The organism is Streptomyces sp. NBC_00090, from assembly GCF_045160815.1.
In the GTDB taxonomy this organism is placed as follows: domain Bacteria; phylum Actinomycetota; class Actinomycetes; order Streptomycetales; family Streptomycetaceae; genus Streptomyces.
In genome coordinates, this window is sequence record NZ_CP108224.1 from 3,988,820 (window position 1) to 4,001,253 (window position 12,434).

Below are 12,434 nucleotides of genomic sequence, written 5' to 3' on the forward strand. Positions count from 1 at the left end.
TTTCGCTCCGGGCCCTTCCGGCGGTTCCGACTCTATCAGATGTTTTCCGTCTGATTTTCCTCGGTGCTTTCAGGTTCCTTCGCTTTCGCTCCGGTCCCTTGCTGCGTCTACGACTCTATCAGATGTTTCGGGCTCCGATTCCCACCTCCGCCGCGCCGGCGGGCACCTCCTCCTGGCGGTACTCCCGGTCGGCGAGACCCAGCTCGTCGGGCCGGCCCGATCCGTCCAGCCGGCTCATTGGCCCGTAAACGCAGAAAAGCCCCGCACCATAAGGTGCGGGGCTTTCCCACAATGATTGTTCGGCGGCGTCCTACTCTCCCACAGGGTCCCCCCTGCAGTACCATCGGCGCTGAAAGGCTTAGCTTCCGGGTTCGGAATGTAACCGGGCGTTTCCCTAACGCTATGACCACCGAAACACTATGAAGATATGAACCGCCGCACCACCCGAAGGGGGCGTGTTCGTTACTTCAGAACTAACACAGTGGACGCGAGCAACTGAGGACAAGCCCTCGGCCTATTAGTACCGGTCAGCTCCACCCATTACTGGGCTTCCACATCCGGCCTATCAACCCAGTCGTCTACTGGGAGCCTTACCCTCTCAAGGAGGTGGGAATACTCATCTCGAAGCAGGCTTCCCGCTTAGATGCTTTCAGCGGTTATCCCTCCCGAACGTAGCCAACCAGCCATGCCCTTGGCAGGACAACTGGCACACCAGAGGTTCGTCCGTCCCGGTCCTCTCGTACTAGGGACAGCCCTTCTCAATATTCCTGCGCGCGCAGCGGATAGGGACCGAACTGTCTCACGACGTTCTAAACCCAGCTCGCGTACCGCTTTAATGGGCGAACAGCCCAACCCTTGGGACCGACTCCAGCCCCAGGATGCGACGAGCCGACATCGAGGTGCCAAACCATCCCGTCGATATGGACTCTTGGGGAAGATCAGCCTGTTATCCCCGGGGTACCTTTTATCCGTTGAGCGACGGCGCTTCCACAAGCCACCGCCGGATCACTAGTCCCGACTTTCGTCCCTGCTCGACCCGTCGGTCTCACAGTCAAGCTCCCTTGTGCACTTACACTCAACACCTGATTGCCAACCAGGCTGAGGGAACCTTTGGGCGCCTCCGTTACCCTTTGGGAGGCAACCGCCCCAGTTAAACTACCCATCAGACACTGTCCCTGATCCGGATCACGGACCGAGGTTAGACATCCAGCACGACCAGAGTGGTATTTCAACGGCGACTCCACCATGACTGGCGTCACGGCTTCAAAGTCTCCCACCTATCCTACACAAGCCGAACCGAACACCAATATCAAACTGTAGTAAAGGTCCCGGGGTCTTTCCGTCCTGCTGCGCGAAACGAGCATCTTTACTCGTAGTGCAATTTCACCGGGCCTATGGTTGAGACAGTCGAGAAGTCGTTACGCCATTCGTGCAGGTCGGAACTTACCCGACAAGGAATTTCGCTACCTTAGGATGGTTATAGTTACCACCGCCGTTTACTGGCGCTTAAGTTCTCAGCTTCGCCACACCGAAATGTGACTAACCGGTCCCCTTAACGTTCCAGCACCGGGCAGGCGTCAGTCCGTATACATCGCCTTACGGCTTCGCACGGACCTGTGTTTTTAGTAAACAGTCGCTTCTCGCTGGTCTCTGCGGCCACCCCCAGCTCACGGAGTAAATCCGATCACCAGTGATGGCCCCCTTCTCCCGAAGTTACGGGGGCATTTTGCCGAGTTCCTTAACCATAGTTCACCCGAACGCCTCGGTATTCTCTACCTGACCACCTGAGTCGGTTTAGGGTACGGGCCGCCATGAAACTCGCTAGAGGCTTTTCTCGACAGCATAGGATCATCCACTTCACCACAATCGGCTCGGCATCAGGTCTCAGGCTTAATGCGTGACGGATTTGCCTATCACACGCCCTACACCCTTACCCCGGGACTACCACCGCCCGGGCTGGACTACCTTCCTGCGTCACCCCATCGCTTACCTACTACCACCTTGGATCGACGGCTCCACCACTTTCCTTTCCCCGAAGGGTCCGGAACGGCTTCACGGCCTTAGCATTAATGGGCTCGATATTGGGCGTTTCAAAGCGGGTACCGGAATATCAACCGGTTGTCCATCGACTACGCCTGTCGGCCTCGCCTTAGGTCCCGACTTACCCTGGGCAGATCAGCTTGACCCAGGAACCCTTAGTCAATCGGCGCACACGTTTCTCACGTGTGTATCGCTACTCATGCCTGCATTCTCACTCGTGAACCGTCCACAACTCGCTTCCGCGGCTGCTTCACCCGGCACACGACGCTCCCCTACCCATCACAACACCCGTTGGGGCTATACGCTGCAATGACACGACTTCGGCGGTACGCTTGAGCCCCGCTACATTGTCGGCGCGGAATCACTTGACCAGTGAGCTATTACGCACTCTTTCAAGGGTGGCTGCTTCTAAGCCAACCTCCTGGTTGTCTCTGCGACTCCACATCCTTTCCCACTTAGCGTACGCTTAGGGGCCTTAGTCGATGCTCTGGGCTGTTTCCCTCTCGACCATGGAGCTTATCCCCCACAGTCTCACTGCCGTGCTCTCACTTACCGGCATTCGGAGTTTGGCTAAGGTCAGTAACCCGGTAGGGCCCATCGCCTATCCAGTGCTCTACCTCCGGCAAGAAACACACGACGCTGCACCTAAATGCATTTCGGGGAGAACCAGCTATCACGGAGTTTGATTGGCCTTTCACCCCTAACCACAGGTCATCCCCCAGGTTTTCAACCCTGGTGGGTTCGGTCCTCCACGAAGTCTTACCTCCGCTTCAACCTGCCCATGGCTAGATCACTCCGCTTCGGGTCTTGAGCGTGCTACTGAATCGCCCTATTCGGACTCGCTTTCGCTACGGCTTCCCCACACGGGTTAACCTCGCAACACACCGCAAACTCGCAGGCTCATTCTTCAAAAGGCACGCAGTCACGAGATACAGCAAGCTGTATCCGACGCTCCCACGGCTTGTAGGCACACGGTTTCAGGTACTATTTCACTCCGCTCCCGCGGTACTTTTCACCATTCCCTCACGGTACTATCCGCTATCGGTCACCAGGGAATATTTAGGCTTAGCGGGTGGTCCCGCCAGATTCACACGGGATTTCTCGGGCCCCGTGCTACTTGGGTGTCTCTCAAACGAGCCGCATGAATTTCAGCTACGGGGGTCTTACCCTCTACGCCGGACCTTTCGCATGTCCTTCGCCTATCCATACGGTTTCTGACTCGTCTCACAGCCGGCAGACTGTGAAAGAGAGATCCCACAACCCCGCATGCGCAACCCCTGCCGGGTATCACACGCATACGGTTTGGCCTCATCCGGTTTCGCTCGCCACTACTCCCGGAATCACGGTTGTTTTCTCTTCCTGAGGGTACTGAGATGTTTCACTTCCCCTCGTTCCCTCCACATGCCCTATGTGTTCAGGCATGGGTGACAGCCCATGACGACTGCCGGGTTTCCCCATTCGGAAACCCCCGGATCAAAGCCTGGTTGACGGCTCCCCGGGGACTATCGTGGCCTCCCACGTCCTTCATCGGTTCCTGGTGCCAAGGCATCCACCGTGCGCCCTTAAAAACTTGGCCACAGATGCTCGCGTCCACTGTGTAGTTCTCAAACAACGACCAGCCACCCATCACCCCACCGGACAAGCCGATGAGTTCACTGGGGCCGGCATCACGAAGGCAACGACCATACGGCCGCACCCTCAGATACCCAACAACGTGCCAAGCGTGAGCCACCCACCGGACTCTTCTTTCCACGCCGAAGCAGTACTCGAAGAACCATCAGGTTCACTCACGCCAACTAATCAACGTTCCACCCATGAGCTGACCGTGCAGAACATTTGCCTGCAATCGGTACTGTGCTCCTTAGAAAGGAGGTGATCCAGCCGCACCTTCCGGTACGGCTACCTTGTTACGACTTCGTCCCAATCGCCAGTCCCACCTTCGACAGCTCCCTCCCACAAGGGGTTGGGCCACCGGCTTCGGGTGTTACCGACTTTCGTGACGTGACGGGCGGTGTGTACAAGGCCCGGGAACGTATTCACCGCAGCAATGCTGATCTGCGATTACTAGCAACTCCGACTTCATGGGGTCGAGTTGCAGACCCCAATCCGAACTGAGACCGGCTTTTTGAGATTCGCTCCGCCTCACGGCATCGCAGCTCTTTGTACCGGCCATTGTAGCACGTGTGCAGCCCAAGACATAAGGGGCATGATGACTTGACGTCGTCCCCACCTTCCTCCGAGTTGACCCCGGCGGTCTCCTGTGAGTCCCCATCACCCCGAAGGGCATGCTGGCAACACAGGACAAGGGTTGCGCTCGTTGCGGGACTTAACCCAACATCTCACGACACGAGCTGACGACAGCCATGCACCACCTGTATACCGACCACAAGGGGGGCACTATCTCTAATGCTTTCCGGTATATGTCAAGCCTTGGTAAGGTTCTTCGCGTTGCGTCGAATTAAGCCACATGCTCCGCTGCTTGTGCGGGCCCCCGTCAATTCCTTTGAGTTTTAGCCTTGCGGCCGTACTCCCCAGGCGGGGAACTTAATGCGTTAGCTGCGGCACCGACGACGTGGAATGTCGCCAACACCTAGTTCCCAACGTTTACGGCGTGGACTACCAGGGTATCTAATCCTGTTCGCTCCCCACGCTTTCGCTCCTCAGCGTCAGTAATGGCCCAGAGATCCGCCTTCGCCACCGGTGTTCCTCCTGATATCTGCGCATTTCACCGCTACACCAGGAATTCCGATCTCCCCTACCACACTCTAGCCTGCCCGTATCGGATGCAGACCCGGGGTTAAGCCCCGGGCTTTCACACCCGACGTGACAAGCCGCCTACGAGCTCTTTACGCCCAATAATTCCGGACAACGCTTGCGCCCTACGTATTACCGCGGCTGCTGGCACGTAGTTAGCCGGCGCTTCTTCTGCAGGTACCGTCACTTTCGCTTCTTCCCTGCTGAAAGAGGTTTACAACCCGAAGGCCGTCATCCCTCACGCGGCGTCGCTGCATCAGGCTTTCGCCCATTGTGCAATATTCCCCACTGCTGCCTCCCGTAGGAGTCTGGGCCGTGTCTCAGTCCCAGTGTGGCCGGTCGCCCTCTCAGGCCGGCTACCCGTCGTCGCCTTGGTAGGCCATTACCCCACCAACAAGCTGATAGGCCGCGGGCTCATCCTTCACCGCCGGAGCTTTTAACCAGCCTCCATGCAGAGGCCGGTGTTATCCGGTATTAGACCCCGTTTCCAGGGCTTGTCCCAGAGTGAAGGGCAGATTGCCCACGTGTTACTCACCCGTTCGCCACTAATCCACCCCGAAGGGCTTCATCGTTCGACTTGCATGTGTTAAGCACGCCGCCAGCGTTCGTCCTGAGCCAGGATCAAACTCTCCGTGAATGTTTACCCGTAATCGGGTCGACACCACGAGAGCGGAACGATCGAGTCGGAATAAGACCGATCGTTCACAGCGTCCTCGCTGTGTGCCACCCGGCTAGGGGTGGACTTTTTCAAAGGAACCTCGACCATCCGAAGATGGACGGGGTATCAACTAATCTGGCGTTGATTTTTGGCACGCTGTTGAGTTCTCAAGGAACGGACGCTTCCTTTGTACTCACCCTCTCGGGCTTTCCTCCGGGCTTCCCTTCGTTCTTGCGTTTCCGACTCTATCAGATCCTTTCGGCGTCTGATTCCCAGTCAGCGGGATTTGTCTTTCCGGCTGTTGGGCCGTTCCGACGAGTGAGACTTTAGCGAATTCCTGCCTCCGACGCTAATCGGGCGGCTGCGCTCAGTTCTTCGAACGCGGATTCCTCATTTCGCAAAAACACACGGAGAGCCGGACGGCGCGGCAAAGCGTCGTCAGCTTCTGTGGGTCTTGCGGAATGGCTGTCCGGGGCCGACCGGGGTCGGTGCTCACGTCGGACAACTCGGAGAACACTACGGATCGGGTAATCCCGTGTCAACCCCGCTCCTCGGGGGTAGCCTCGCCGTATGAGTACGCGTGCGCACACCACCCAGTGGTGGGCCGCCTGACCGGCGGCCCGCACTCGCGCATGCATCACGCGGCCGCCGTCCCGGCGGCCGTTCGCGTATCCCCCCTCGGGGAGCCCGGCCCGTCGGCGCCGGCGGCCTGGAGCTGAGGGAGAAGGAACGCGATGACGAGGATCTTCAGCGGGATCAAGCCCACCGGGCATCTGACGCTGGGCAACTACCTCGGGGCCGTACGGCGGTGGGTCGAGGTCGATCAGCATCGGGCCGAGGCGCTGTTCAGCGTCGTGGACCTGCACGCGCTGACCGTGGAGCACGATCCGGGACGGGTGCGGCGGCTCAGCCGGCAGGCGGCGACGCTGCTGCTGGCCGCGGGCCTGGATCCGGAGCTGTGCACGCTGTTCGTGCAGAGCCATGTGGACGAGCACGCCAGGCTCTCGTACCTGCTGGAGTGCACGGCCACGGACGGCGAGCTGCGGCGGATGATCCAGTACAAGGAGAAGAGCGTGTCGGCGCGGGCGGCCGGGGAGGGCGTGCGGCTGTCCCTGCTGACGTATCCGGTGCTGATGGCGGCGGACATCCTGGCGTACGGGACCGACGAGGTGCCGGTGGGTGAGGACCAGACGCAGCACGTGGAGCTGACCCGGGATCTGGCGGTGCGGTTCAACCAGCGGTACGGACACACCTTCACCGTGCCGAGGGCGACGCGGCCGAGGGTGGCCGCGCGGGTCATGGACCTCCAGGACCCCACGTCGAAGATGGGGAAGTCGCACGCGAACGGGGCCGGGATCGTCTATCTGCTGGACGACGCGGAGACCGTGCGGCGGAAGATCATGCGGGCGGTGACCGACAGCGGGCAGGGCGTCGAGTACGACCGGGACGTCAAGCCGGGGATCGCGAATCTGCTCGATCTGATGGCGGCCGCGACGGATGGGAACCCGGAGGAGCTGGCCGGTGTATATCCATCGTACGGAGCGTTGAAGAAGGACACGGCTGATGCGGTCGTCGAGCTGCTGAGGCCCCTGCGGGAGCGGCATGCCGAGCTCGCGGCGGACCAGGGTCATGTGGACCGGGTGCTCAGGGACGGGGCCGAGCGGGCCCGGGGGATGGCGCGGCCGTTGGTGGACCGGGCCTATCGCGCGATCGGGCTGTTGCCCGCGGGGTGACGGAAGGCGTTGCGGTAGTCGCGCGGGCTGGTGGCGAGGTGCGAGGCGAAGTGCTGGCGCATCGTGACCTCGCTGCCGAAGCCCGCGCGGCGGGCCACCTCGGGGAGGGGGTGGTCGGTGAGTTCGAGGAGTTTCTGGGCGGCGGCCACGCGCTGGGTGATGAGCCAGTGCAGAGGGGTGGTTCCGGTGGTGGCCTGGAAGTGGCGGGCGAAGGAGCGGGGTGACATGCCGGCGCGGGCCGCGAGGCTCGCGACGGTGTGGGGCTCGTCGAGGTGGGCGAGCGCGTGGGCGCGGACGGCGGCGAGGGCGTCGGCGTCGCGGTCGGCGCGGGGGGTGGGGTGCTCGATGAACTGGGCCTGGGTGCCCGTACGGAAGGGGGCGGTGACCATGGAGCGGGCGATGGAGGCGGCGGCCTCGGCGCCGTGGGCGGTGCGGACGAGGTGGAGGCAGAGGTCGATACCGGCGGCGGTGCCGGCCGAGGTCCAGATACCGGTGTCCTCGACGAAGAGCGCGTCGGGTTCGACCCGGACCCCGGGGTGGCGGGCGGCGAGGGTCTGAGCCAGGTACCAGTGGGTGACGGCCCGGCGGCCGTCGAGGAGGCCGGCGCGGGCGAGGACGAAGGCGCCGGCGCAGAGGGAGGCGACGGGGGTGCCCGCGGTGTGGGCGCGGCGGAGGGCTTCGAGGACGGGGGCGGGGACGTCCGTGTCCGGGTCCTCGATGCCGGGGACGAGGACCAGGTCGGTCGTGTTGAGCTCGTCGAGCCAGGCGAGGGGGCGGTCCGGGGTGAGGGTGAGGCCGCCGCGGAGGGGGACGGGGGTGTGCGGGTCGGTGGCGACCCGGCGGAGTTCGAAGGGTGGGACTCCGCGCAGGGTGCGGTCGCTGCCCCAGACCTCGGTGATGACGGAGACGTCGAAGGCGCGGACGCCCGGGAAGGAGAGGAGGGCGATGTGCTGGGGGCGGGGTGCGGGGGTCGGCTCCACGCGTGGCAGTAAACCATCGATCGGTGGCATTCACCGCTCTGGGAGTGATGGCCGGGCGGCGGCAGGATCGTCGGTATGGAGATCGCGGAGAACGCAGCGCTGGTGGTCATCGACGTGCAGAAGGGCTTCGAGGAGGAGTTCTGGGGGAAGCGGAACAACCCGGCCGCGGAGGAGAACATCGCGGCGCTGATCGACCTGTGGCAGGAGACGGGGCGTCCGGTCGCCTTCGTGCGGCACGACTCCCTGGAGGGCTCGCGTTCGCCGCTGCGGAGGGGGTACGTGGGGAACGACTTCAAGGACTTCGTCGAGGAGCGGCGTGGCAGGGGCGTCGGACCTGAGCTGCTGGTGACGAAGTCCGTGAACTCGGCCTTCTACGGGGAGCCGTCGCTGGAGGGGTGGCTGACCGGTCTGGGCGTCGCGCAGATCGTGATCGTCGGGATCCAGACGAACATGTGCAACGAGACGACGGCCCGGATGGGCGGGAACCTGGGGTACGACGTGGTGTTCCCGCTGGACGCGATGCACACCTTCGACCTGGAGGGGCCGTTCGGCTGGTCGCGGAGCGCCGACGAGCTCGCGCAGGCCACGGCCGTCTCCCTGCACGGGGGACGGTTCGCGAAGGTCGTGGAGACGCGGGAGGTGGTGGAGGGGGCTTCCGCGGGGGTCCGGTGACCCCGGCGGGGGGAGCGTCAGCCGTTGCCGGAGGCGAGCTCGCGGCTGCGGTCGCGGGCGGCTTCGAGGGCGGCGATGAGGGCGGCCCGTACGCCGTGGTTCTCCAGCTCGCGGATGGCGCTGATGGTGGTGCCGGCCGGGGAGGTGACGGCCTCGCGGAGCTTGACGGGGTGCTCGCCGCTGTCGCGGAGCATCACGGCGGCGCCGATCGCGGCCTGGACGATGAGGTCGTGGGCCTGGGCGCGGGGCAGGCCGAGGAGGATGCCGGCGTCGGTCATGGCCTCGACGAGGAAGTAGAAGTAGGCCGGGCCGGAGCCGGAGAGGGCGGTGGCCGCGTCCTGCTGGGACTCGGGGACGCGGAGGGTCTTGCCGACGCCGCCGAAGATCTCCTCGGTGTGGACGAGGTGCGCGGGGGTGGCGTGGCTGCCGCCGGAGATGACGGACATGCCTTCGTCGACGAGGACGGGGGTGTTGGGCATGACGCGCACGACGGGGGTGCCCGCGGTGAGGCGCTCCTCGATGAAGGAGGTGGGGATGCCGGCGGCGGCGCTGATGACGAGGCGGTCGGCGGCGACGTGGGGGGCGAGCTCGTCGAGGAGACGGCCCATGTCCTGGGGCTTGACGGCCAGGATGAGGGTGTCGGCGCGCTTGGCGGCCTCGGCGTTGGTGACGGCTTCGACGCCGTAGCGGGCGTGGAGTTCCTCGGCGCGCTCGGTGCGGCGGGCGGTGACCAGGAGGTTCGCGGGGCGCCAGCCGGCGCGGATCATGCCGCTGAGGAGCGCTTCACCGATCTTGCCGGTGCCGAGGACTGCGACGGTCTGGGTCATGGGGCTTTCACCTCGCCGGAAGGGGCTTGCGCCTGTTCGGGCGGATGAATGCTTTGTTCATCCGCTTGAACATCCTCGCACCGGGTGATCGGGCTGTGCGTGGCTGTCCGAGGGGCGGTCATGCCGTGCGGCGGCGGAGGGTGGCCGCGCCGAGGGCGAGGACGAGGACGGCGCAGCCGGCGACGACGAGGGCGTCGCGGACGAAGTCGCCGGTGACGTCGGGGTGGCGGAGGACCTGGTTCATGCCGTCGACGGCGTACGACATGGGCAGGACGTCGGAGATCGCTTCGAGGGCGGGGGCCATCCGGTCGCGCGGGGTGAAGAGCCCGCAGAGCAGGAGCTGGGGGAAGATCACGGCCGGCATGAACTGGACGGCCTGGAACTCCGAGGCGGCGAAGGCGGAGACGAAGAGGCCGAGAGCGGTGCCGAGGAGGGCGTCGAGGAGCGCGACCAGGAGGAGGAGCCAGGGGGAGCCGACGACGTCGAGGCCGAGGAACCGGACGGCGAGGCCGGTGGCCAGGACGGACTGGACGACGGCGAGGAGGCCGAAGGCGAGGGCGTAGCCGGCGATGAGGTCGGCCTTGCCGAGGGGCATGGCGAGCAGGCGTTCCAGGGTGCCGGAGGTGCGTTCCCTGAGGGTGGCGATGGAGGTCACCAGGAACATCGTGATGAGCGGGAAGATGCCGAGCAGCGAGGCCCCGATGTTGTCGAAGGTGCCCGGGCTCCCGTCGAACACGTACCGGAGCAGGAAGAGCATGACGCAGGGCACGAGAAGCATCAGCGCGATCGAGCGGGGGTCGTGGCGCAGCTGACGCAGGACACGGGCGGCGGTGGCGAGGGTGCGGGCGCTGCTCATGACCGGGGCTCCTCGTGGGCGGTCCGGGAGGCCTCGGGGTGGGTGGCCTCGGGGTGGGTGGCCTCGGGGTGGGTGGCCTCGCGGTGTGCGGCTCGGGCGGCGGCGGCGTCGACCAGGCGGAGGAAGGCCTCTTCGACGGTGGCGGTGTCGTTGCGGCGGCGGAGGGCTTCGGGGGTGTCCTCGGCGAGGATCTCGCCCTCGCGCATGAGGAGGAGGCGGTGGCACCGCTCGGCCTCGTCCATGACGTGGGAGGAGACGAGGAGCGTCGTCCCGCGGTCGGCGGCGATCTGGTGGAAGAGGTTCCAGAGGTCGCGGCGGAGGACGGGGTCGAGGCCGACGGTGGGTTCGTCGAGGACGAGGAGTTCGGGGGTGCCGAGGAGGGCGACGGCGAGGGAGACCCTGCTGCGCTGGCCGCCGGAGAGCCGGCCGGCGAGGGAGTCGGCGTGCGAGGCGAGGTCGACGTCGGTGATGGCCCGGTCGACGGCGGTGCGGCGGTCGTGGCGCAGGGCGCGGCCGGGGAGCAGGACGGCGGCGAAGTAGTCGAGGTTCTGGCGGACGGTGAGGTCGTCGTAGACGGAGGGCGCCTGGGTGACGTAGCCGATGCGGGAGCGGAGGGCGGGGTCTCCCGCGGGGCGTCCGAGGACCTGGAGGGTGCCGCCGACCTTGGCCTGGGTGCCGACGATCGCGCGCATGAGGGTGGTCTTGCCGCAGCCGGAGGGGCCGAGGAGGCCGGTGATACGGCCGGGCGGGACGGTGAAGTCGAGGCCGCGCAGGACGGTGCGGTCGCCGCGGACGGTGGTGAGGGCCTGTGCGGTGATGGCTGCCGCGTCGGCCGTCGTGCCGGCCGGTTCCGCGGCGTCCGTCACGCCCGCCGGAGAATTCATCATGCGATGAATACTGCGCCTGGGGGTGCCGGCCGTCAAGGATCCGCGCAGGGCGGAGCCGGGCGGGCGGTGTGCGGGCGGGGGTTACTTGCGCTTGGGCTTCTTGCGGGCGGCCGGGTTGCCCGTGCGGGCGCCGCGTCGCTTCTCGTACTGGGCGCGGGACGTCTCGTACTCCGCGCGGCGCAGCTTCTCGCCGGGGGCCTCGGTGAAGCAGCGGAGGAAGTAGGCGATGAGCGAGCCGATGAAGCCGATCGCCTTGAGGCTGCGCAGGGACTCCTCGCGGGCCGGGTCGGCGGGCCGGCGGAGGAAGCCCTCCCAGGTCTTGCGGAAGGCGATGGCACTGCAGACCGCGAACATGACGACCACCAGCATGTTCACGAAGCCGCTGATGTCCGCGATCTCCAGGCCCTCATAGGCGAAGCGCAGCACGAAGCACGCCGCGAAGGCCACGACGAGCGAGCCCGCAGCCACACCGACGCGGCGCAGCGCGTAGTGGCCGCTGTGGTCGACCCAGGTCGTACCGAAGAAACGGATCTCCTCGGGCTGCGGGCCGCCCGCCGCGCCGGGGGTCTGTTCCGTGCCGGGGGTCTGCTCGTCGTCGCTCACGAGGTCGATTATCCCCGGAGCGACGACACGGAGCCTCAGGCGCAGCGCGGTGCGACGTAGCTGTCGCTGCCCGTGTTCACGTACGCGTCGGAGACGTACTCGCCCGGCGCTATGTTGTCCCAGAGGTTGGTGGTGCCGTACGGGCCGCTGATCCATTCGCCGGGCTTCTGGCAGTGGATCGGCACCGTGGCGCCGACCGCCAGCGACCGGACGATCGGGTACTTGGTGCTCGGGCCCGAGCGCACGTTGACCCGGTAGCCAGGGGCGACCGGGTAGCGCTTCACCTCGCTCAGCGTCGCCACGTCCAGTGCCATGTCCACGGCCGCGTCCACCGCCACGCCGGTCGTCGTGTCGATCTTCATGTCGGGCGTCGTGCCGGTCGCCGCGTCGGTCGTCGCGGCACCCGCGGTGACCTGCTCGTCGT

Annotated in this window: 8 protein-coding genes and 3 rRNA genes; 2 read left to right on the forward strand and 9 right to left on the reverse strand. The window is 65.1% G+C overall.

What is annotated here, in order from left to right:
* Window positions 1-297 precede the first annotated feature (297 nt).
* The 3 genes from rrf to OG361_RS17620 form a co-directional block, all read right to left on the reverse strand.
* A 5S ribosomal RNA gene (gene rrf, locus OG361_RS17610) occupies window positions 298-414 on the reverse strand.
* Between the two features lie 83 nt (window positions 415-497).
* Window positions 498-3,616, reverse strand: a 23S ribosomal RNA gene (locus OG361_RS17615).
* Between the two features lie 289 nt (window positions 3,617-3,905).
* Window positions 3,906-5,431 (reverse strand): 16S ribosomal RNA (locus OG361_RS17620).
* Together the 16S, 23S and 5S rRNA genes form the textbook arrangement of a ribosomal RNA operon.
* A 755-nt stretch (window positions 5,432-6,186) precedes the next feature.
* On the opposite strand from OG361_RS17620, the gene trpS reads away from it, so the two are divergent.
* Window positions 6,187-7,185 (forward strand): tryptophan--tRNA ligase, encoded by a 999-nt coding sequence (gene trpS / locus OG361_RS17625; RefSeq protein ID WP_405854647.1) that lies wholly within the window; start codon window positions 6,187-6,189, stop codon window positions 7,183-7,185.
* Here trpS and OG361_RS17630 read toward each other — a convergent pair.
* The gene (locus OG361_RS17630) at window positions 7,152-8,195 is read right to left on the reverse strand and encodes a GlxA family transcriptional regulator (RefSeq protein WP_405854649.1); all 1,044 of its coding nucleotides are present in this window, start codon (window positions 8,193-8,195) and stop codon (window positions 7,152-7,154) included. The genes trpS and OG361_RS17630 overlap by 34 nt on opposite strands.
* 45 nt (window positions 8,196-8,240) lie before the next feature.
* On the opposite strand from OG361_RS17630, the gene OG361_RS17635 reads away from it, so the two are divergent.
* Window positions 8,241-8,837, forward strand: coding sequence for a cysteine hydrolase family protein (locus OG361_RS17635; protein WP_405854651.1), 597 nt, complete (start codon window positions 8,241-8,243; stop codon window positions 8,835-8,837).
* Window positions 8,838-8,854: 17 nt separating this feature from the next.
* On the opposite strand, the gene proC is transcribed toward OG361_RS17635, so the two are convergent.
* The 5 genes from proC to OG361_RS17660 all read right to left on the reverse strand — a co-directional run bounded on the left by proC (window position 8,855) and on the right by OG361_RS17660 (window position 12,324).
* Window positions 8,855-9,664, reverse strand: coding sequence for a pyrroline-5-carboxylate reductase (proC, locus tag OG361_RS17640; RefSeq protein ID WP_267044277.1), 810 nt, complete (start codon window positions 9,662-9,664; stop codon window positions 8,855-8,857).
* A 118-nt stretch (window positions 9,665-9,782) separates the two neighbouring features.
* Window positions 9,783-10,520 carry an ABC transporter permease gene (locus tag OG361_RS17645; protein WP_405854653.1) on the reverse strand — a complete coding sequence of 246 codons (738 nt, stop codon included), beginning with the start codon at window positions 10,518-10,520 and terminating at the stop codon, window positions 9,783-9,785.
* The gene (locus OG361_RS17650; RefSeq protein ID WP_405854655.1) at window positions 10,517-11,407 is read right to left on the reverse strand and encodes an ABC transporter ATP-binding protein; all 891 of its coding nucleotides are present in this window, start codon (window positions 11,405-11,407) and stop codon (window positions 10,517-10,519) included. Before OG361_RS17650 ends, OG361_RS17645 begins: the two co-directional genes overlap by 4 nt.
* 81 nt (window positions 11,408-11,488) lie before the next feature.
* Window positions 11,489-12,010 carry a hypothetical protein gene (locus OG361_RS17655; RefSeq protein WP_405854657.1) on the reverse strand — a complete coding sequence of 174 codons (522 nt, stop codon included), beginning with the start codon at window positions 12,008-12,010 and terminating at the stop codon, window positions 11,489-11,491.
* A gap of 35 nt (window positions 12,011-12,045) precedes the next feature.
* Window positions 12,046-12,324: an SH3 domain-containing protein gene (locus OG361_RS17660; RefSeq protein WP_384576743.1), complete on the reverse strand. Its 279-nt coding sequence runs from the start codon at window positions 12,322-12,324 to the stop codon at window positions 12,046-12,048.
* Between the last annotated feature and the right edge of the window lie 110 nt (window positions 12,325-12,434).

Coding starts and splice junctions, on each gene's coding strand:
- proC (WP_267044277.1), bottom strand. CDS start 9,664: ATGACCCAGACCGTCGCAGTCCTCGGCACCGGCAAGATCGGTGAAGCG.
- OG361_RS17635 (WP_405854651.1), top strand. CDS start 8,241: ATGGAGATCGCGGAGAACGCAGCGCTGGTGGTCATCGACGTGCAGAAG.
- OG361_RS17650 (WP_405854655.1), bottom strand. CDS start 11,407: ATGATGAATTCTCCGGCGGGCGTGACGGACGCCGCGGAACCGGCCGGC.
- trpS (WP_405854647.1), top strand. CDS start 6,187: ATGACGAGGATCTTCAGCGGGATCAAGCCCACCGGGCATCTGACGCTG.
- OG361_RS17645 (WP_405854653.1), bottom strand. CDS start 10,520: ATGAGCAGCGCCCGCACCCTCGCCACCGCCGCCCGTGTCCTGCGTCAG.
- OG361_RS17660 (WP_384576743.1), bottom strand. CDS start 12,324: ATGGCACTGGACGTGGCGACGCTGAGCGAGGTGAAGCGCTACCCGGTC.
- OG361_RS17630 (WP_405854649.1), bottom strand. CDS start 8,195: ATGCCACCGATCGATGGTTTACTGCCACGCGTGGAGCCGACCCCCGCA.